At 68.3% G+C, this 20,076-nt stretch carries 18 protein-coding genes; 7 read left to right on the top strand and 11 right to left on the bottom strand.

The genetic code is table 11. From position 1 onward, the window contains the following. The 5 genes from E8A74_RS07045 to E8A74_RS07030 form a co-directional block, all read right to left on the bottom strand. Positions 1 to 1,590 (bottom strand): ATP-binding response regulator, encoded by a 1,590-nt coding sequence (locus E8A74_RS07045; RefSeq protein ID WP_136928151.1) that lies wholly within the window; start codon positions 1,588 to 1,590, stop codon positions 1 to 3. Between the two features lie 8 nt (positions 1,591 to 1,598). Further along, a complete protein-coding gene (locus tag E8A74_RS54605; RefSeq protein ID WP_232379416.1) occupies positions 1,599 to 2,015 on the bottom strand; it encodes a response regulator in 417 nt (138 codons plus the stop codon). Between the two features lie 5 nt (positions 2,016 to 2,020). Then, a complete protein-coding gene (locus E8A74_RS07040) occupies positions 2,021 to 3,613 on the bottom strand; it encodes an ATP-binding response regulator (RefSeq protein WP_232379415.1) in 1,593 nt (530 codons plus the stop codon). Further along, on the bottom strand, positions 3,610 to 4,287 hold the full coding sequence (locus tag E8A74_RS07035) for a cobalamin B12-binding domain-containing protein (protein WP_136928150.1): 678 nt from the start codon (positions 4,285 to 4,287) through the stop codon (positions 3,610 to 3,612). The genes E8A74_RS07040 and E8A74_RS07035 overlap by 4 nt, the downstream gene beginning before the upstream one ends. 471 nt (positions 4,288 to 4,758) lie before the next feature. Then, entirely contained in the window at positions 4,759 to 5,343 is a 585-nt protein-coding gene (locus tag E8A74_RS07030; RefSeq protein WP_136928149.1) for an alpha-ketoglutarate-dependent dioxygenase AlkB, read from the bottom strand. 124 nt (positions 5,344 to 5,467) lie between these two features. Between E8A74_RS07030 and E8A74_RS07025 the strand changes: the two genes are divergently transcribed. Then, on the top strand, positions 5,468 to 6,109 hold the full coding sequence (locus E8A74_RS07025) for a glutathione S-transferase family protein (protein ID WP_136928148.1): 642 nt from the start codon (positions 5,468 to 5,470) through the stop codon (positions 6,107 to 6,109). A gap of 154 nt (positions 6,110 to 6,263) precedes the next feature. After that, positions 6,264 to 7,763 carry a flavin-containing monooxygenase gene (locus E8A74_RS07020; RefSeq protein WP_136928147.1) on the top strand — a complete coding sequence of 500 codons (1,500 nt, stop codon included), beginning with the start codon at positions 6,264 to 6,266 and terminating at the stop codon, positions 7,761 to 7,763. Here the strand turns inward: E8A74_RS07020 and E8A74_RS07015 are convergent. The 5 genes from E8A74_RS07015 to E8A74_RS06995 all read right to left on the bottom strand — a co-directional run bounded on the left by E8A74_RS07015 (position 7,760) and on the right by E8A74_RS06995 (position 14,535). Then, on the bottom strand, positions 7,760 to 9,487 hold the full coding sequence (locus tag E8A74_RS07015; RefSeq protein WP_136928146.1) for a S53 family peptidase: 1,728 nt from the start codon (positions 9,485 to 9,487) through the stop codon (positions 7,760 to 7,762). The two genes, E8A74_RS07020 and E8A74_RS07015, sit on opposite strands and share 4 nt — an antisense overlap. Next, complete coding sequence (locus E8A74_RS07010; protein ID WP_136928145.1) at positions 9,484 to 10,932, bottom strand: SagB family peptide dehydrogenase; 1,449 nt, start codon at positions 10,930 to 10,932, stop codon at positions 9,484 to 9,486. Before E8A74_RS07010 ends, E8A74_RS07015 begins: the two co-directional genes overlap by 4 nt. Positions 10,933 to 10,958: 26 nt before the next feature. Further along, a complete protein-coding gene (locus E8A74_RS07005) occupies positions 10,959 to 13,199 on the bottom strand; it encodes a TOMM precursor leader peptide-binding protein (protein WP_136928144.1) in 2,241 nt (746 codons plus the stop codon). 26 nt (positions 13,200 to 13,225) lie between these two features. Beyond that, complete coding sequence (locus E8A74_RS07000) at positions 13,226 to 13,528, bottom strand: hypothetical protein (RefSeq protein ID WP_136928143.1); 303 nt, start codon at positions 13,526 to 13,528, stop codon at positions 13,226 to 13,228. Between the two features lie 116 nt (positions 13,529 to 13,644). Further along, positions 13,645 to 14,535 (bottom strand): PAS domain-containing protein, encoded by an 891-nt coding sequence (locus E8A74_RS06995; RefSeq protein ID WP_170228918.1) that lies wholly within the window; start codon positions 14,533 to 14,535, stop codon positions 13,645 to 13,647. A gap of 166 nt (positions 14,536 to 14,701) precedes the next feature. Here E8A74_RS06995 and E8A74_RS06990 point away from each other — a divergent pair, with 166 nt between their 5' ends. Further along, entirely contained in the window at positions 14,702 to 15,919 is a 1,218-nt protein-coding gene (locus E8A74_RS06990) for a hypothetical protein (protein WP_136928141.1), read from the top strand. A 12-nt stretch (positions 15,920 to 15,931) separates the two neighbouring features. Here the strand turns inward: E8A74_RS06990 and E8A74_RS06985 are convergent, their stop codons facing one another. Then, entirely contained in the window at positions 15,932 to 16,336 is a 405-nt protein-coding gene (locus E8A74_RS06985) for a hypothetical protein (protein ID WP_136928140.1), read from the bottom strand. Positions 16,337 to 16,530: 194 nt separating this feature from the next. Between E8A74_RS06985 and E8A74_RS06980 the strand changes: the two genes are divergently transcribed. Genes E8A74_RS06980 through E8A74_RS06965 form a run of 4 tightly spaced genes read left to right on the top strand, consistent with a single transcriptional unit; the run spans position 16,531 to position 20,049 of the window. After that, a complete protein-coding gene (locus E8A74_RS06980; protein WP_232379414.1) occupies positions 16,531 to 16,935 on the top strand; it encodes a CBS domain-containing protein in 405 nt (134 codons plus the stop codon). 41 nt (positions 16,936 to 16,976) lie between these two features. Beyond that, positions 16,977 to 18,083 carry an aminoglycoside phosphotransferase family protein gene (locus E8A74_RS06975; protein ID WP_136928139.1) on the top strand — a complete coding sequence of 369 codons (1,107 nt, stop codon included), beginning with the start codon at positions 16,977 to 16,979 and terminating at the stop codon, positions 18,081 to 18,083. Next, the gene (locus E8A74_RS06970; protein ID WP_136928138.1) at positions 18,080 to 18,580 is read left to right on the top strand and encodes an adenylyl-sulfate kinase; all 501 of its coding nucleotides are present in this window, start codon (positions 18,080 to 18,082) and stop codon (positions 18,578 to 18,580) included. Before E8A74_RS06975 ends, E8A74_RS06970 begins: the two co-directional genes overlap by 4 nt. 26 nt (positions 18,581 to 18,606) lie before the next feature. Continuing rightward, positions 18,607 to 20,049 (top strand): glycosyltransferase, encoded by a 1,443-nt coding sequence (locus tag E8A74_RS06965; protein WP_136928137.1) that lies wholly within the window; start codon positions 18,607 to 18,609, stop codon positions 20,047 to 20,049. The last annotated feature ends 27 nt before the right edge of the window (positions 20,050 to 20,076 follow it).

The raw sequence follows: 20,076 nt of genomic DNA, 5'->3' as shown, positions 1-20,076 counted from the left end.
TCAGATCCGCGAGGCACGCAGGGCCGGCGGCCCCGCGTCGAGCAGCTCTTGCAGCTTGTGCACCTCGACCGGTTTGACGAGGTGCACGTCGAACCCGGCCGCCAGCGCAGAGGTGCGTTGCTCGGGCGAGCCATACCCCGTCAGCGCCACGAGCCAGAGGCCTTTTCCGCGCGGATCGGCGCGCAGCCGCCGCGCGACCTCGAACCCGTCGATGCCCGGCAGGCCAATGTCGATGAGCGTCACGTCCGGCAGGAGGTCGAGCACTTTCCCGACGCCCACGATCCCATCCGATGCGGCGTGGACCTCGTGGCCCCACATCTCGCAGAGGTCGCCGATCGCCTGCTGCGCGTCGACGTTGTCCTCCACGATGCAGACGCGCCGCCGGCGGAGCTCGGTGGTCCCTCGTTGCGACGCGCGCTCGCCCGCCTCGGCGAGCCCGAGCAACGGCAAGCGCACCTCGAACTCGGCGCCATGCCCGATGCCCTCGCTGCGCGCCTCCACCTCGCCGCTGTGCAGCTCGACGAGCGTGCGCACGAGCGTGAGGCCGATCCCGAGGCCGCCGCGCGAGCGCGCGAGCGTCACGCTGGCCTGCGCGAAGAGGCCGAAGATCATGGGGAGCGCGTCGGCCGCGATGCCGACGCCGTCGTCGCGCACCGTGATGCGTGCGAACGTGGCGCCGCCGGACGTGATCGGATCGAGGCTCACGCGGATGTGACCGCCGGCGTCGGTGTACTTGCTCGCGTTGTCGAGCAGGTTCGTGAAGATCTGTTCGAGGCGCGTGATGTCGCCGCGGATCTGCACGGGCACGTCCGGCAGCGCGAGCGTGACCGTCTGGCCACGCGCGTTCGTGCCGCGCTCGCGCGTCGTGAGCACCACGCGCGCGAGCAAGCTCTTCAGATCCACCAGCTCCAGCCGCAGCTCGATCTTGCCTTGCGTGACGCGCGAGACGTCGAGCAGATCGTCGACGAGCCGCGCGAGGTGCACGGTCTGGCGGCGCAGCACCTCACGGGCGCGACGCTCGCCCTTGTTCATGGCGTCGCGTTGTTCGAGCAGCGGCAGCGACGCGGTGATGGCCGCGAGCGGGTTGCGGAGCTCGTGCGCCAGCATGGCGAGGAACTCGTCCTTGCGTCGGTCCGCCTCGGCCAGATGATCGGCGCGCGCGCGGAGCTCACGCTCGGCCTGCGCGAGCCGCAGGAGCGAGCGCACGGTGGCCACGAGCTCGGTGGCTTCGAAGGGCTGCGTCAAATATCCGTCGGCTCCGATGTCGAGCCCCTGCACCTTCTTGTCGAGCGAGACGAACGTCGCCGACGTGTGCAGGACCTTGACGCCCGCCGTGTGTGGGTTTGCCTTGATGCGCCGGCAGACTTCGAAGCCGTCGATGTCGGGCAGCTTGACGTCGAGCACCACCACGTCGGGCGGAGCGCGGTGGACCATCTCGAGCGCGCCCATGCCGCACGACGCTTCGACGACGTCGAGGCCGGCCCTGCGGAGCATCGTCGTGCCGAGATAACGCGCGGCTTCGTTGTCGTTGTCGTTGACGTTGAGGACCTTGCCCCCATGCTCCCGCGCCTTGCCGTTGTTCCGTTGCATGCGTCCCGTCACTCCGTGCTCGATGAGGTGCCCACTCCTGCTTTCCGCAAGGCGTCGCGAATGCGGTGAATGGCGATCTCGCGCGAGAGGCTGTCCTTCGAGAGGATCGCTTCGGTCTCGGCCACGAGCCGCTCGCGTTCGGAGGGCTCGAGCACGTGAGACGTGACGATCACCACGGGGATGCCCCGCGTGCGCGGATCGGCCTTGAGGTCGTCGAGGACGTCGAACGCGGTGACGTCCTTGAGCAGGAAGTCGAGGAGGATGACCTCGGGACGGAGCTTCTGCGCGAGCTCCACGCCCTCGGGCCCGGTGCGCGCGTCGATGAGCTCGTAGGGCGTCTTTTCGAGCAGCTTGCGCATGAGGTACCGCGCCCGCTCGTCGTCGTCGATGACGAGCAGCCGCGTCGGCGTGCCGGGCCGCGCCACGCTCTTCAGCTTGCGGAGCAGGTGATCCTGATCGGCGGGCTTGAGCCAGAACTCGTCGGCGCCGAGCGCGCGCGCGCGTTGCTCTTTGTTGGTGACGCGACGAGCACGGGGATCTCGCGCGTCTCCGGGCTCTGCTTCACCTCGGCCAGGAAATCCCAGGTGGCTTCGCCTTCGAGCATGATGTCGAGCACGATCGCCGCAGGGCGGAACGTGCCGAGTTGCTTGCGCGCGTCGTCGACGGTGCGCGCAGGCACGACCTGGAAGCCCGCGAGCGAGAGGAACTTCTCGTAGATGAACATCGTCTTGCGATCGTCCTCGACGATGAGCACCGGCGAGCGGGAGGGATCGAGCGGGCGCGCGGCGAGCGTCGCGAGCTCGCGGACCTCGGGGTGCGTGGCGGGGATCGTGAGCGTGAAGGTGGAGCCCTCGCCGAGCTCGCTCTCGACCGCGAGCGTCCCGCCGAGCAGCTCGCCCAGGCGCCGCGACAGGGCGAGGCCGAGGCCCGTGCCCTTGTGCTTGCGCTGGACGGGTCCGTCGATCTGCCCGAACTCCTCGAAGATGCGATCGAAGTGCGCGGCCGCGATCCCGATGCCCGTGTCCTGCACGCGGAAGACGACCTCGTCGCCGCGACGCACGGCGCTCGCCACGACACGGCCCTGCTCGGTGAACTTGAGCGCGTTCGTGATGAGGTTGCGGAGGATCTGAGCGACCTTGCCCTGATCGGTCTCGAGCGTGATGTCGCCCTCGGGCAGCTCGAAGAGGAGATCCACGCCGGGGTGCGAGGGCAGGAGAGGCCGGAGCATGCCGCGCAGCGCGGCGAAGAAGTCGGACGCCGTGAAGAGGTCCGCGCGCAGCGTGACCTTGCCCGCTTCGGCCTTGGAGAGATCGAGGACGTCATTGACGAGCTGCGAGAGTTCCTCGGCCGAGGTGCGGATGAAGCGGAGCTGCTTCTGCTGCTCCTCGCTGAGCGGGCCGTCCGTGCCGTCGAGCAGGAGCTGGGACAGACCGAGGATCGAGTGCAGCGGTGTGCGGAACTCGTGGCTCACGTTGGCGAGGACGCGGCTGCGGACCTCGGAGGTGCGTCGGAGTGCGTCGGCCTTCTCTTCGATCTCGGCGTGAAGCGTGACGACGCCGCGGTTCGACTCGTCGAGCTCGCGGTGCGTGCGTGTGAGCTCCGTCCGTTGCCGTTCGATCTCGCGTTGTTGCCGCACGATCTCGCGGTTCAAGTTCACGATCTCGGTGAGGGCGCGGCTGAGATGTTCGATCGCGCCGCCGTAGCCCTCCGGGTACACGAAGCCGAAGAGCTCGACGCCGCCCTCGCCGTTCGGGCGCGCGCTGAACGACACGGTGGCGGGCTTTCCATGGCAGACGAGCGAGAGCTCCCAGCCGCGGATTTCGCTCACCACCGCGCGCGAGAGCAGCGCTTGCGTTTTTTCTTCGGTGCCGGGCACGGCGAGCGTGGTCAGCGCGGCGCCGGGGTGCGCGCGGAGGAGGTTTCGCGCGCGCACGTCGGCCCACTGGATGATCCCGTGCGCGTCACATGCGAGCGCGAGCTCGCGGCTTTCGGAGAGCCAACGCGCATCCGCTCGTTCGTTCATGGCGTCCCTCCGAGGGCCTGGGGCCGTACGTGGGCGACCAGCCGGCCCGCGACCTCGATGAGCTCGCGGGCGTCGCGGGCGAACGCGTCGGCGCCGAGGTCCCCCGCGGGATCGGCGAGCGTGCTGCACGCGGCGCCGCCGACGAGGATGGGAAGCGCGTCGCCGAACGCGGACCGGAGCCGCGCCACGGTCATGCGCAGCGAGCGGAGGTTGAAGCTCATGGTGACCGAGAGCGCGACGAGATCGGGGCGCTCTCTGTGGATCATGGACACGAGCGATTCGGTGGGGACGTCGGCGCCGAGGAAACGCACGTCGTAGCCCGCGAGGTCGAGGGCGTCGGCGGCGAGACGCGCGGGGAAATCGTGGTGTTCGCCCTCGACGCAGCCGAAGACGACGCGCTTGCTGATGAGCGGTGAGGCGGGCGAGAGGCGGTAGAGGTGTGTGAGGACGACCTGCGCGATCGCGGTCGCGAGGTGCTCGTCGGCCACGCTGATCCGGTTGTCCTGCCAGAGCAGCCCGATCTCGCGTTGGGCAGCCTCGAGGACCCGCAGGGACAGCTCCGCGGTCGGCGCGCCGCGCCCGACGCCTTCTTCCAGCACCAGGCGCAAAGCTTCACGCCGATCGCCTGCGAGCTGAGCCTTTACGAAACGCGCACACAGATCGTCGAGGTCCATGGGGCCTCCGAGGTGTTGCATGGAGGACGCCCGCGGCAGGGTCGAATGGAGGGCCCGTCCGTCGTTTTGCAATCCCTCGTGCTCGTGCGCTTTTCCCTCGGAAAACATGGATTCGCTTCTGCTGGAGCCTCGTCACGATCGGGAGATGGCAGCCATGTTCAGAATGGCCTCGGGGGCCGGGCGACCGCGGGTTTCGTCCGCCCTGAGATCGTCGTGACCAGGACGGGAAGGATTTCTTTGCATCCCGAGCCCGCCCGTGTGGCATTGATTTCTGCGTCGGGATGACCCGTAGGGACACGCCCGAGGATGCGCAGTTGGTTGGGCCAGCAAGCATGCAAACTGGGCAAGCCTATGCATGGCGAGCATTCGTGCTGCTGTGCACTTGCGTTGCAATGGGTGAGCCGAGGCTGAACTGGAATGGGCCGCCCAGGCGGAGCGCCATGCCGCGGCATGGCTCGGCGGCGTGCGGTTTTACCGGTAAAACCCGCGGAGGGTGATCGAAATCCGGCGCCCGCGCGCGCCCTTGGGCGCGGGGACCTCGTGGGTCCAGGCTCGATTCGTGTCCCATGGGATCACGATGACCCCCGCAGGAACGGCGGGGACGTCCACGAACCCTTTTCCTCGCCACGGCCGCATTCGAAACACCCGCTCCTCGCCGAAGGAGATCGTGACGATCGGCGAGCCCTCGATGCGGTTGATGTCGCTGTCGCGGTGTTTTCCGATGTAATGACCCTCCGCGCCGTCGTACCAGTTGAAGAGCAGGCCGTTCAGCCGCGGATCGAACGTCTCGCGCGCCCAGCCGAGCCAGACCTCCATCTCGGGCGTGAGCGGCAGCGCGCGATTCGTGTTGCCCGTGTAGCGGTAGTCCGCGCCGTACGCCTGTTGCCATCGCGGCGTGCGCACGAGGCGGCCGTGCATCTTGATCTCGTGAAACGCATCGGGGTGCAGCGCCCAGAGCGCCTCGAAGCCGGCGGCGTCCGGGACCAGGGCCTCCGGCAGGGCGCCGACCTCTACGTGGTGCGTCTCGTCGAGCGCGATCGTGCGGAGAGGGACCATGGACTGATCATACGTTCAGACAATGCGGAGCACAAGCAGGTCGTTCGCGGGTGGTTGACCTCGCCCTTTCGAGTGGTTTTACTCCGGGCCCGGCCGCGTTCGGCTGCGAAGGAGGCTCCTTTCGATGTCGCTCACGTTCTACTACGGCTCCGGATCGCCGTACGCCTGGAAGGTATGGCTCGCGCTCGAGCACAAGAAGCTCGACTACGATTGGAAGCTGCTCTCGTTCGACCGCGACGAGACAAGCACCCCCGAATATCTCGCGATCAACCCGCGCGGAAAGGTGCCCGTCCTCGTGCATGACGGCCTCGTGATCGCCGAGTCGAACGCGATCGTCGAGTACCTCGAAGAACGATTCCCCGACGCCCCGCTCTGGCCGCGCGACGTGGCCGCGCGCGCGCAGGCCCGACAGTTCGCTGCCGAGGCCGACGGCTACATCGCCCCGGTGCAGCGACGCCTGTTCCAGGAAACTTTGTACACCAAAGAAGAAGCGCGGGACGCGACCAAGATCGGCGAGGCCCAGGCGGCGATCCTCGCAGAGCTCGCGCGATGGGAGGCCCGGCTCACGGGCGATTGGCTCGTGGGTGAGCTCTCGCTCGCCGATTTCGCGGTGTACCCGCACATCCGCGCCATCCGCCGCGTCGACGACCGGCTGCCCGCGCACGGCCTCGGCGAGCGGTGGCCCGCCCGCATCGCCGCGTGGATGAAGCGCATCGAGGCATTGCCCTATTACGCGAAGACGATTCCCCCGCACTGGAAGGGCTGACCTTCCACGAACCGGCGGACGCGACGACGGCGGCGCGGGACAGGGACCCGCCACACGCGGCAGGAGGGAGCCGGCATACCACGGAGGATAGCCAGTGCCGGCTCGTCCTGCTACGGTGGGCTCGTCTGCGGAGCGTGACGAGCAGGTGCGAGAGATGTCCGAACATTTCGACGTGATCATCGTGGGCGCAGGGTTATCGGGGATCGGGGCGGCCCACCACCTCACGACCCGATGCCCCGGCAAGAGCTTCGCGATCCTCGAGGGGCGCGAGGCCATCGGCGGGACCTGGGATCTCTTTCGTTATCCGGGCATCCGATCCGATTCCGACATGTACACGCTCGGCTACTCGTTCAAGCCGTGGAAGGAGCGGAAGGCGATCGCGGATGGTCCGGCGATCCTCGCGTACATCCGCGAGACGGCCCGCGAGGACGGGATCGAATCGAAGATCCGGTTCGGCTGCCGGGTCGTGCGGGCCTCGTGGTCGAGCGAGCGCGCGGCATGGACGGTGGAGGCCGAGCGGGGCCCGTCGAAGGAGCTCGTCCGCTTCACATGCAACTTCCTGCTCATGTGCAGCGGCTACTACGATTACGACAAGGGATATACCCCCGAATTCTCGGGCACCGAGCGCTTCCAGGGGCGCGTCGTGCACCCGCAATTCTGGACGGACGACGTCGAATATCGTGGAAAACGCGTGGTCGTGATCGGCAGCGGCGCGACGGCCGTCACGCTCGTGCCGGAGCTGGCGAAGGAGGCCGCGCACGTGGTGATGCTCCAGCGCTCGCCGACGTACGTGGTGTCGCTCCCGTCCCAGGACGTGATCGCGCGCTGGCTCCAGCAGCGCGTCCCCTCGCAGGTCGCGTACGAGGTCACGCGCTGGAAAAACGTGCTCGTGGGTATGTTCTTTTATCAGCTCGCGCGGCGGAGGCCGGAGGGCGTGAAGAAGCGCCTCGTCGACCTCGTGCGAGGGCAGCTCGGGTCCGACTACGACGTCGACAAACATTTCACGCCCCGATACAATCCCTGGGATCAGCGCCTTTGTGTCGTGCCGGACGGGGATCTTTTCGAGGCGGTGAAGGCGGGCAAGGCGTCGGTCGTCACGGACCATATCGAGACGTTCACCGAGAAGGGGCTCCGGCTCGTGTCGGGAGAGGAGCTCGAAGCAGATCTCATCGTCATGGCGACGGGGCTCCGGCTCCTTTTCCTCGGCGGCATGGAGGTCGTGGTGGACGGCCGTCGCATGGAGTCGTCGAAGCTCCTCAGTTACAAGGGCGTGATGTTCAGCGACGTGCCGAACCTGGCGTGCGCATTCGGGTACACGAACGCGTCGTGGACGCTGAAGGCCGACCTCGTCTCCGAATACGTCTGTCGCCTGCTGACCCACATGGACGCGATGGGCGCGCGTCGGTGCACGCCGCGTCGCAGCGATTCTGACATGGAGGAGTTGCCCTTGCTCGACTTCTCGTCGGGGTATGTCCAGCGCGCGGTCGGCGCGTTCCCGAGGCAGGGCTCGAAGAAGCCGTGGAAGGTGAATCAGAATTACCTGCTGGACATCGCGGCCTTGCGCTTCGGGGAGGTGGACGACGGCACGATGGAGTTTGCCGGGACGACCTCCGCGGGCGCCGAGGTGCGCCCCCATGCGGGGGCAACGCCCTAGACGCTATACACTTTGCGGAGCGCTTCGAGCAGCGCGCGCCCGCGGGGGGCGCCGAGCCCGGTGCAGGCGTTCCAGCCAGCCTCGGACGAGGCGGCATATCCGCCGTTGTTGCCGGCGATGATAGGGCGGAAGACGTTCGCCCCTTCCTCCAACTGCAATCGATAGAGCAGCGGATTGAGGAACCCGAGCCGCCGCCCCACGCCTTGGCAGAGGCGGGCCACGAGGGCCGCGAGGAGCGGCGTGGACGCGCTCGTCCCGCCGCCGTACCGATAGGCGCCGTCCACGAAGATGCGGTATCCGTCGAAAAAATCCGCATGGGCTGCGACGTCGGGGCAGCCGCGGCCGGCGAACGTGCTCGCCGGCTCGGTGAAGACCCAGTCGCGGAACGTGGCGAAGGTCCGGACGGGGACGGCGGCGCGGGCCTGCCATGCGGGGCGCTCAAAATAACCGCTCACGCCGCCGCTGCTGCTACCGAGGTGGGCGATCCTGCCCGCATGGCCATAGGCGAGGAGCATGGTGTCGGCGAGGCGATTCCACACCACCTCGTCTTTCAGGGCGCCTCGCTCGTCGAGGATCAGCGTTGTGCCCCCGCAGCAGAGGACCCAGGGGCTGGAGCCCGGGAAATAGACCAGCGAGGGCGCCGAGAACATGCCCTGGGCCATGGGGAAAATGGATCCGGAGTCGCCCGAGGGAAGGCAGATGGTGATGCCCAGGATGGCGGCGATGACGAACAGCTCATTGATCCGCGTGGCCTCGGCCTGGGTCCATACGCCGGGTAGATCCTCGGGCAGCCCCGCGCTGAGCGTGAGCACGGAGGGCCGGTTCTCGGTATCGAAGAGCGCGGCGTTGAAGAGCTGAAAATAGTTGTAGGTCGTGGTGTCGGCATTCCCACGCGCGCCGGAGAAATACACCACCGGGCGCACCCCGGGCGCGCAGGAGAAGGCGATCTGCGCGTCCATGCTGACCTCGTAATTGGCCCAGGTGTCGGGTCCGGCCGCCCAGCGGTTGGGGCCCACGGTGAGGATCTCCGGCGCGCGCATGCCGAGGCCCTCGAAAAAGATCCGCATATCGTCGTGGGAAAAGCCGCCGTAGAGAGAGAGCACCCCGAGGCATACGCCTTCCCCCGTGAGTTCGGCCGGAAAATCGTAAAGCTCGGCGAAGCGGGAGGGCGGGTGAAAGCGCCATGGTTTGTCAGGGGTGGCGGCGGGCGGGCCCGGCGGGGCGTCGGTGCGTCTTCGCAGCGGCGGGCTATCGTTCGTGATGGGCGCGTTGCGGGGCAGGAAAACCCAGAGGATCACGCCGTCGAGGCTCGCGGGGACGGAGAGGGGCGTGTCGTGCGTGACGTCGATTTCTCCCCTGTAGGCATGGCGGTTCCATTTTACGCCGAGTGCCAATTCAAACGATTGCGCGGTCCCACAGAGTGTCACCGTTCGCGCAGCCCGATGGACGTCGACCACGGAAAGATCATACGCGTGGGCAAACGCCTCGATCCGCGCGACGTCCTCCGGGCTCGCTGCATAGGTGGCCGCATAACGCTCGTGCGACCAGGGTTCGCGGGTCCGGACCACGCTCCAGGCGGTCTCCACGAGCGGCGGAGAGCCCTCCGGGGTGCGCAACCAAAGCACGGCGGTCATGATCTCGTCGGGGGAGACGTCGCCCTGGAGCACGGCGCCGAACAGGGGCGGTCGGGCGCTGCCCTCGATGTCGACACGAGCGCGGCTCATTCCTCGCCTTCCTCGGGACGGCTGCCGAGCACGAATTCGCCCACGCTCGTCTCTGCGTAATACTCGGTGCCGGCGGCCTTGCAGAAGAGGTCCGAATCGCCCCGTCCTACGCCGCTGCAGGCGAGCCCCATCGTCGTCGCGACCAGGTAAAACGTCTGATAAAGCGCGCCCACGTTCTTGAGGGTGACCGAATACGAGATGCCTTCGTAACTCCAGGATACGCGCTGGAACCGGCTGGCCAGGCAAATGAGCACCTGTGGCAATTCGGCGCGGAGCGTCGCGAGCGCGGCGCCCGTGAGCAGGGCCGTGACCTCGGGCGTACGTCCCTGGATGCGCGAGAGGGCATGCGCGGCGGGATCGTAATGGTAGAGGCCCGCGTCGAGGCCACGGCAGCGATCGATCGCGAGGTAGATTTCGAGGTCGTGGCAGGCGCCGCCGGAGGGGGACGGGCGCGAGGTGACGTCGTAACCGGATGCGGGCGTCGCGGGCATCAGCGCGCGGACCCGCGCGGACCGGTACAGGAATTCGCCGAGCTGCTCGACCGAAAGGGGATCACGCCCCTGGGCGCGCACGGTGCGCCTGCCCTCCAGCACGGCGGTGAAGGGGCGATCGGCTTTGCGGAGCGCGTCGAGGTCCGGGCGAGGGAGGGGAAGGGGAGGTGGGGCCGAGGTGCGTGGCGGCCGGAGGGCGGGCGGCGGCGGTACGCGGTCGCGGAAGGGGTAGGTTTTGCCGCAAGGCCAGGAATGGCGGCCGGGGCGGCTGCGGGCGTGGAAAAGCAGGTCGTGGAAGGACCAGCTTGCGAGCTGGAATGCTTGTTCTTCCTCGGTACGCCCCGAATCCTCGGCCGGGATCACGAAACCAGCCGCGACGAGCAAGCTGACGAAGGTTGCCATTGCGTCGGGGCTGGCCCCGGAGACGGCGAGCGTCGCGGGCGTGGTCGGGCGGGCGAGCGTGAAGCAGAGGGCCGCGGCATGCGCGTCCTCGATGCGCAGGAGCGCGTGGCAGCGGGGCGATTCCAGCACGAGGCCCTCGCCGTCGCGGCGCTGATACGCGAAGCGGGAGAGCACGTAACGACGCGCGGGGTCGATGTCTCCGCTGCCCAGGGAAAACCAGGGCGAAATGGGGTGCAGCGCCGATAGCGTGGTCTCGCCGTCGCGCACGACATACGCGAGCAGCGCGAGCTGTTCCAGACGACGGAGGTGGTGGAGCAACGTAGCTACGGCGAGAGGCCCGTCCTGCACGTCGAGGCCTTCGGTCAGCGTTTCGAGCGTGGGGCCCTCGGCGTCGAGGCGCTCGAATGCGGCGAGCAAAGCCTGCGGCAATGCCCCGAGCGAGATCGGGGAGAACGAGGGCGAGGTCAACTGGGCGGCGCCGCCTGCGTCCCGGCTCCATGTGACCCCTTCGCGGAAGCGCAGGCCGAGCCGTCTTCGCCAGGTTTCCATCATGGCAACGTCTCCTCCGCCGCGCGCGGCTAGACGAACATCGGGTGGGGATTCATGGATTCCTCCGCGAGAGGCGATTCGAGCCAACCCATGGCGACGGGCACGTCGTAAAGCCGGCCGGGGCCGAGGCGCGCCCAAAAATGGCGGAGCCCCGGCACGATTACCTTGACCACCACGAGGCTCGTATCGGGCCGGGTTTGATCGAGCACCAACGTTTCGAGTCCGCGGTCGCGGGCGCGTTCGATGCAAAACGCGACCGCCTCCCGGAGGTCCTCGCCGACGGGCGGCGCGAAATTACGGGACGCGTAGAGCGGAGCGTCGCTCGGCCGCAAATGGGGCTCCGACTCCAGCGTCGCCTGCCGTAACCAATCAACGATCAGCCCGCCCGGCGAGGGTTTGCCCGCGTCGCCCGTGAACGCGAACGGCATGAGCTGGTTGTGCTCGGTGACTGCGCGGAGCAAGGCCAGGCGAGCGTCGAGGTGCGCGCCGAAGCCAAACAGGATCGCTGGAAAGGGGCCCTCGATCTGCCGGGAGATCGCGGCGAACGTGGGAATGCCGAGATCACTCGTCAGGTCGAGGGCCCATAGCTCGCGCCCTCGGGCGCGCCAGTGCGCGACGGTGGCGAGGAGATAAGGCTCCTCGAAGCTCCCGAGGTCCACCCCCGGCATGCGCAGGCGGTTGTACCACCAGAGCGCGACCGCGTCGCGCTCCACGAGCTCCAGAAATCCCTGAAGCACGGCCTCGGCGCGTGTATTGCCCGCCGCGCAGCCATTCGAGTCTGCTCGGGTGAACACGGGGCCCTCGCGAAACGGATAGCCATAATAACAGAACCCGGTGGGCACATAGCGGCGCCGCTGCTCGGTCAAGGACCAGACCGGGCTCCATTCGATGGATTGCGCAGGAACGAAGGGCTCGGGCACCCAAGTGCTCATCTCGCCGTGTCGATTCCACCACGCGCGCTCGTCGTATTGACGCGCGCTGTACCCCATCAAGGCGACCGGGTCGATCGCCGCCTCGCCGAGCTCCGCCTGGACCGCGCGGACGCGCGCCTCGTCACCCTGGAAGACGCCCGCATATCGCTCGATCGACTCGCACATCGCGCCGGTCTTCGCCTGGATGTCCGTTCGGCCTTTGCCGCCGGAATGGCTGCGCAGGCTGCTGCGGAGCGACGAGAGGTCGTGCGCCATCTGCGCAAAATTGTGGTCGGTCGAATACGAGAAGACGAGCCGAGGGTCGTCCTCGGGGCGTATGTTGCGGTGCAGGCGGCTCACGATGCCCGTGACGGGGCTCAAATGATGGGCGAGCCGCTCGTACGTTTCCTCGGGCGTCGCCTGCCGGAAACCGCCGTCCGCCGAGAACGTGCGCGGCGTGGGTTCGAGAAGGACGGGGGATTCTTGTCCCCGCGCGATCCTTTCATGATTCCCGCACGCCGGGCATTGCGGGCGCCGCACGAGGAGATGCGTGCGGCTCTCAAATGAGGTCGTGTCCATCGTGACGACCCGTCCTTCGAGGGCCGGAATCTCGTCCAACACGGCCCAGCGCGCAACGGCCGTGGCAATCGTGGCGGCGAGGGCACGGCGCGTGGAGGGGAGCGCGGCGAGGGCGGGCGGATGGACGGGTTTGCCCGTGCGGCGCTCCAGATAACGCTCGACCCGGCGATGCCCCTCCAGGCGATGCGCGAGGCAACGCCAGCAGCCAGTTTTGCCGGGAAAGAATAGCGGCCCGAGCCAGCCATCGCTGCCGGCCGGTCGAACGAGGAGCCACGGCGTTCCTTTTTCGAGCTGGGCCCGGTTCCAGGCTTCGAGATCGGGGTGCAGGTAATCGTCCACGACGACGAGGGGCAGCTCCCCTTCAGCGGCCGTTTCGATCGAGAGCTCGGCGAGGGCCTCGGCAATCGCGCGCGTGTCCACGTCGCCCATGGCGACGAGGGCGACGCGCGCTCTAAGCAGGCGCTCGCGGGCCTGCGCAGGCGCGGCGCCGAGCGCGTCCCAAAAGGCGGCCTCCGCGCGAGGCATATCGGCTTCGTCGTTCGTGACGAATCCGCCCTTGCGCAGCATGGTGATGGCGTAAAAAACCTCGGCGGGCGAAACGTGCGCCTCCAGGCGCTGGCAGATCTCCTGTTCGGTCAGCGCCCCGGTCAGGAGAGGTACCAGCGCCTGATAGGTTCGGCCGTGGAGGACGTGGCTACCACCCTCCCAAAGAAGGTAGACGCCCTCGCCCTCGATGGGCTCGACGCGATAGGAATGCTTGAAACGTGGGCGGGCGAGCATGAGCGGTCGGGCGATGCCGTCTTCGGTCAGTTTCTCACGGCGCCCGAATGAACCTCACCCGCTGTGCCGCAGCCGCACGCCGTCGCGGGGGCCGGACCGAGCCCCATCCCCAGCGTGAGCGCTTCGACCGCGAGATCGGCCGGCGGCAACGGCAAGTCGAGCGGGAGCGCGACGTCGTGGTCGATTTCGAGCCCGAATTGTTGTTTTGCGAAGTTTCTGATGGCGCTCGAAGGATCCTGTTCGAGCTGCTGGCGGAACGAGGTCTCCGCCCAGGCATGTGCCACGAGAAACCCCCACTGCACCCTGGTGAGCGTATGCTGCTTCTTCATGATTCCCCCTCGAAACCCCATACATCAGCACAGTTTTACATCGTTCGCCAGCGTGATCGTGGGAGGATTTCGCTGATCCCGGGGTGCGTCCCAGCTTTCGAGAAAGAGCTGTTCTTTTATCCAGTGCGGGCGCGACGCATCGCATGGGCGATACCCGTTTGCAGGGTGCTGTGCGTGCCGATTCCAGAGAGGTCGATCCCCATCGAGACGAGCGTCTGCGCCACCTCGGGGCGGATGCCCGTCAGCATCGGCTCGGCCCCGAGGAGCGTGACCGAACGCGCGGCGCGCACGAGCGCGTCGGCGACCTCGGCGTCGACCTGCGGGACGCCGGTGATATCGAGGATCGCCACGCGCGCTCCGCTTCTCGCCATGCCCTCCAGCAGGACGGTAATCGCCCGCTCCGCGCGCGCCGGGTCGATGTCGCCGACGAGCGGCATGACCATCACCGCGTCGCTCACGGGGATGAGCGGCGTGGAGAGCTCGAGGAGCGTCGCCTCTTTCGCGCGGAGCGCTTCCTGTTGAAGGAGGGCATCGGCGCGGTCCTGATCCGCGCGGACGGCGGTGGTCACGTCCATGATGATCCCCCGCAGCCCTACGGTGCGTCCGTCCGGTTCGCGTACGCATACGGTCTGGGCTTCGATCCAGAGGAGCCTGCCGTCCCGGCGGATCCAGCGGAATCGCAGGACCGTACGGCCGTCTCGTTCGAGATGCTGGTTCGAGACGAGCACTTTCCCTTTGTCCTCCGGGTGCGCCAGATCCGACCAGAGGCTCGGCATCGCGAGCCACTCGTCCGGCGTGTAGCCGGTCATGTCCAGGATTTGTCCGCTCACATAACCGACACGACCGCGGCTCGGATCCTCGACGAACCAGCTTTCCCACACGGCGCCGGGCACGCAGTCGATGAGATCCCGGAGCGTGCTGCTGCGCATCTCGGCTTCCTGCAGGCGCCTCCGTAGGTCCGCCACCTCGGAACGAAGCGCCTCGACGCCCAATGCTTGCTCTTTCATCGTAATTTTCTCCCTCGACATGCGCACCCCGGAAGTGGCGCTGCCTTCGCGCGCACACTTCCCCCAAGGATGATGATAGCGCTTACTCGGGTTCGGGTTCAATCCTTCCCCATGAGGTCACGGTGCGACACTTTGTGTGGCACGGAGGCGCGGGTACCATCGGGTCATGCGCGCGCTTCTCCTCGCCATCGCCGTGGTTTGCGCCTGCAAACCGCGGCCCGATCCGACGCGCGCCTGCATCGCCGGCGACACGGAGGCATGCGAGCGCGCGTGCGCCGAGGGGATCGCGGGCGAGGGCGGGTGTCACACGCTGGGCCAGCGGAAACGAGAACCGGCGGCGGTCGGCGGGGGAAACGGTGCGCTCGGGGCTTTCCGCAAGGGTTGCCTCGGCGGTCATCTCGCCGCGTGCACGGAGGCGATCGATGGAATCCGCGTGAAGGCGACCCAGGTGCGCTACGCCCAGAAACACGAAGGCGCGCCGTCGGACCCCTTCGTGGAAGAGGCCGAGCGGGGCCTCGTGGATCTGATCGATCGGGCCTGCTCCCTCGGGGCCGCGTCGCGTTGCGAGGAGCTGTCGCGCCTGATGCTCGGGCGAGACGCCACGCGCGCGGCCTCCGCTTCCGAGCGGTATTGCGCGCTGCCGGAGGGCGGAGGCAAGGACGGGAGCTGCCTCGGGACACGCAAGCGCTGGATCGCCGCGGTCGAGGCGGATCGTCCGGGATGCGAGGCGGGGCAGGTCGAGGCATGCAACAAGCTCGCTGAGCACCTCATCACGGCCCACAGCGACGATAACGCCGTCGAGGCGTTCGCCCGTGCCTGCGACCTCCGAGGATTCGACGTCGAGGCATTGTTCCCGGACGTACCGCTGACCGATTGCAACGACATTCCGTATGAAGGTCGTCGCGACCATGCAGGCGCGCGGGGCCGGTGCGGGATGAGGCTCGCCCTCGCCGCGGCGGAGCGACGAAGCGCGCGCGAGCATGGCGCCGCGGTCGACGCCGCGGAGGCAGGAACCGAGATCAAGCCGGGTCCAGGGCCGCGCGCCAAGGTGACCCTCGGCGCGTGGAAGACATTCGGAGGGGGTTATCCTGCCGTCGCCCTCGCGGAGCACATCGAGCGCCTCTCCCCGCGCCTCCGCCCATGCAACGACGCAGGACCCGGGCCCGAGGGAGACGGGGTCACCACGTTCGAGATCGGATTCATGATCGATCGGTTTGGCGCAACAGACTTTTTCTCCGTCCACCACGTGTCCGGGAACCATCACGCCTGGAAGCCCGTGAAGAGCTGCGTTTTGCGGGTCCTCCGGAGCAGCACGTATCCTCCGCCGCCGTCCGGCAAAGGCGTGGCCTTGGTCGTGCCGATCTCGATCGAAACGGGGAGCTGACGCCGGCCTCGATCACCGCGCGACGCGGCATTGTCTCATCACGCTCGCGCGCATTCGATCCGTCGCCTCCTTGTACGAAAGGAGCCCCTGCACCTCCCGGCTCCCGGGATGGGCGAGCATATACCCCTCGACCTCTTCGTAAGCGAGCAGCTCCCGCGCCACGCTTGCAGCCGTGACGACCGCGCCCTCGTAGGAATCCTGCTCCTCTCGATACGCTTCGTCCTCGTCGTACTGGCGCGAGTGCCACAGGTTCGCCGTGAGCTGCGCGGCGAGGATCACCCGCAGCCCGACATCGGTCGCGGCGACGGCGCGGGCGACGTCGTCCACGCGGCTCTTCCACGGATGCGCAGCGAGCGCGTCCAGCGCGCTCTGGAGCGCGCCGTCGAGGGCTTGGAGTCGATCGTCCGGGGCTTTCATGGCTCTCGACCGCCATTGTGTCCGGTACGTCCGGGCTCGACAAGCGAAGCGGGAGGCCGGCCCCGAAGCGGGATGCGAAGCGCACCGTTTGCGCAGCGGCGCATGTTTGGCGCCTGCGCGACCACGAGCCGCCGTGAGGCGCCGCGCGAGCGCGTCTGGTCACGGTTTTGCTATGCTTCTCCGCAGAGGACCCCATGAACACGAAGAACCCCGCCGTCTCGGACTACATGGCCCGGAGCCCTCACTCGATCGGCTTCGATCAGACGCTCGTGCAGGCGCACAAACTCATGCGTGAGCACGACATCCGGCACCTGCCCGTCCTTCGGGGCGGCAAGCTGATCGGAATCCTCTCCGAGCGGGATCTCGCGTTCGTCGAGGCGCTCCGCGACGTGGATCCCGCCAAGCTCCGCGTCGAGGAGGCGATGACCCCGCTGCCGTTCACGGCCGCGCCGAGCACCCCGCTCGCGGGCGTGGCGCGCGAGATGGCGGAGCATCGGTACGGCGCGGCCGTCGTGATGCATGACGGGCACGTCGTTGGCGTTTTCACGACGACCGACGCGCTCCGCGCCCTGGCCGACGCGCTCGACGACAACGGATGACGGCGCGCGCCGTTCGTCCGAACCCTTTCGGAGGTGACGTGATGACGAGAGCCAAGCCGCCCGAGATCGAGGACGAGGTGAGCGAGCTCGTCGCCGGCGTCATGCCGGGCGCGGCCGTGCTGCGGGTCTCGCGGCTCGGCCCCGACGAGGACGACGACGGCGGGGCGACGGGCAAGGCCATTGGATATGGCGTGCCCTTGCGAATCCGGGTGCGCAGGCCGGACGGCGCGGAGAGCGACCTCTGCCTGCACACGGCCAAACCCGACGAATTCGGGCACGACCGGCGCGCGGACCGGGCCGCGAACCTGCTCCTCGCGTTCGACAGCTTCGCGCGCATCCCGCGGCACGTACGCGCGCTCGACGTGGGCGCGGTCCTCGACGACGGCCGCCTCGCGTCGTTGCGACGGAGCGGCGAGTTTTACCTCGTCACCGAATACGTCGAGGGGCACGTCTACGCCGACGATCTCCGGCGGATCGCCCGCGAGCGCGCCCTCACGGACCGGGACGTCGCTCGCTGCGAGGCGCTCGCGCGGCTCTGCGCGGAGGTCCACGCGGTTCGTCAGGACGGACCCGCGACCTACCGGCGCGCGATCCGGGACCTCCTCGGCCACGGCGAGGGCATTTTCGGGCTCGTCGACGGGTATCCGGTGGGCGTGGAGATGGCGTCGCCCGAGCGGCTCTTCCGCATCGAGCAGCGGTGCCTCGCGTGGCGGTGGAAGCTCAAGGGCCGCGGCGAGCGCCTCCGCCGCACGCACGGCGATTTCCACCCGTTCAACGTGGTCTTCGATCGCGCGGGTGAACCTCGGCTCCTCGACACGAGCCGCGGCTCGGCCGGCGAACCCGCGGACGACGTCACGTGTTTGTCGATCAATTATCTGTTCTTCGCGCTCGAAGCCCCCGGCTCGTGGAACGGCGCGTTCCGGACCCTCTGGCGGACGTTTTTCCAGACGTACCTCGACGTGACGGGGGATCGGGAGCTCTTCTCCGTGGCCGCGCCCTTCTTCGCATGGCGGGCGCTCGTGCTCTGCAATCCGCGCTGGTACCCGTCGATTCACGCGAGCACGCGGGACGCGCTCCTCGGGTTCGTCGAGCGTGTCCTCGACGCGCCGAGCTTCGATCCGGACGAGGCGGAAGGGCTCTTCTCGTGAACGGCGCGGTCGTGTGGATCACGGGGCTCCCGTCGGCGGGGAAATCGACGCTGGCCGATCGGGCGTTTCGGAAGTTTGTCGAGGCACACAGACCGAGCATTCTGCTCGACGGGGACGTGGTGCGCGCGGCGATGCGGCCGCCGCCGGGGTATGGCGAGGAGGCGCGGGCCCATTTCTACGAAACGCTGGGGAACCTGGCGGCGATGCTGGCGCGGCAAGGGCACGTAGTGCTCGTGCCGGCGACGGCGCACCTGCGTGTCTTTCGGGAAAAGGCGCGCGCCGTCGCGCCCCGCTTCTTCGAGGTGTACGTCCGCGCCTCACCCGAGCGCTGCGCGGAGCGCGACGCGAAAGGACTTTATGCCGCGGCGCGCGAGGGCAAGGTCTCGGGGCTGCCCGGCTTCGACCTGCCGTACGAGCCGCCCGAGGCGCCCGACGTGATCGCGCTCGGGGGGCACGACGAGGAAGCGGTGCAGAAAATCGTCCGCCTGGCCGCCTGAACGGGGTCGTCGGCTTTAGAAGGCCGATGATGCCCCTCGTGCAGGAAGTCCCCGCGCAGGTTCGCTCGCTCGAACGCTTCGTGCCCCTGCTGGGGCAAACCGCGGTCGACGAGGCGCGTGCCCTCGCGCAGGGGCTCCACGAGCGGCTGGCCGGCGGCGTCATCTGGAACGTCAACTCGACGGCCGTGGGCGGCGGCGTGGCGGAAATGCTGCATTCGCTCCTCGGGTACGCGCGCGGCGCGGGCCTCGACGTGCGCTGGTTGACCATCGGCGGCGCGCCCGAATTCTTTCGCATCACGAAGCGCCTGCACCATGCCCTTCACGGCGAGCATGGCGATGGCTCTGCGCTCGACGAGGCCGCGCATCACGTATACGCGAAGACCCTCTCCCGCAATGCGGTCGAGCTGCGCGAACTCGTCCGCCCCGGCGACGTGGTGTTGCTGCACGACCCACAACCCGCGGGACTTGCGCCGATGCTGCTCGCCGCGGGCGCGCGGGTCCTCTGGCGGTGCCACATCGGCGCGGACGAGACGAATGAAGAGGTCGAGCTCGGCTGGCGGTTCCTCGCCCGTTACCTCGACGGCGTCGGGTGCATGATTTTTTCCCGGCAGAGGTACGTCCCAGCGCGGTATCGCGACGGGCGGGCGTCGATCGTCCAGCCCAGCATCGACGCGTTCTCCGCGAAGAACATCGAGCTCGACGAGCACACCGTCCGCTCGATTCTGGTCCACGTGGGCATCCTCGAAGGGCCTCCGCCACCATCGCCTCGTTATGCGTTCGTGCGCAGCGACGGCACGCCCGGGCGCGTGGAGCGATCGGCCGACATCCTTCGGCTCGGGCGCGCGTCCGCCTGGGAGACGCCGCTCGTCGTGCAGGTGTCCCGCTGGGACCCGCTGAAGGACATGCTCGGCGTGTTGCGCGGTTTTTCGATCCTGGTCCAGAACCACGCCGCCCCCACGGTCGACCTCGTGCTCGCGGGCCCGAACGTGCGCGCGGTGGCCGACGATCCGGAGGGCCCCGCCGTCTTCGAGGCCGTCTACCGTGCCTTTCTCGAACAACCGCCGGCCATCCGCACGCACGTCCACCTCGCGATGCTGCCGACCGCGGACGTCGAGGAGAATGCGGTGATCGTCAATGCGCTGCAGCGCCACGCGACGATCGTCGCGCAAAAGAGCCTGCACGAGGGGTTTGGCCTCACGGTGACGGAGGCCATGTGGAAGGCGCGGCCCGTGATCGCCAGCGCCGTCGGCGGGATCCAGGATCAGATCGAAGACGGGGTGAGCGGGGTCCTTTTGCGAGATCCGACCGATCTGGATACGTTCGCGGGCGAGCTGCACCGGGTCCTCGCGGACCGGGCTTTGGCGGAGCGCCTCGGGGCCGCGGCGCGCGCGCGTGTGCGGGAACGATTTCTCGGGATTCGGCACCTCGTCCAGTATGGCGCGATCATCGAGCGTCTCCTCGTGGCATGAGAGGGTGAAAGGGCTTCCCTCACCGCC

The organism is Polyangium fumosum, assembly GCF_005144585.1.
GTDB classification, from domain to species: domain Bacteria; phylum Myxococcota_A; class Polyangia; order Polyangiales; family Polyangiaceae; genus Polyangium; species Polyangium fumosum.
This window is presented reverse-complemented; position numbering and strand designations above follow the sequence as displayed.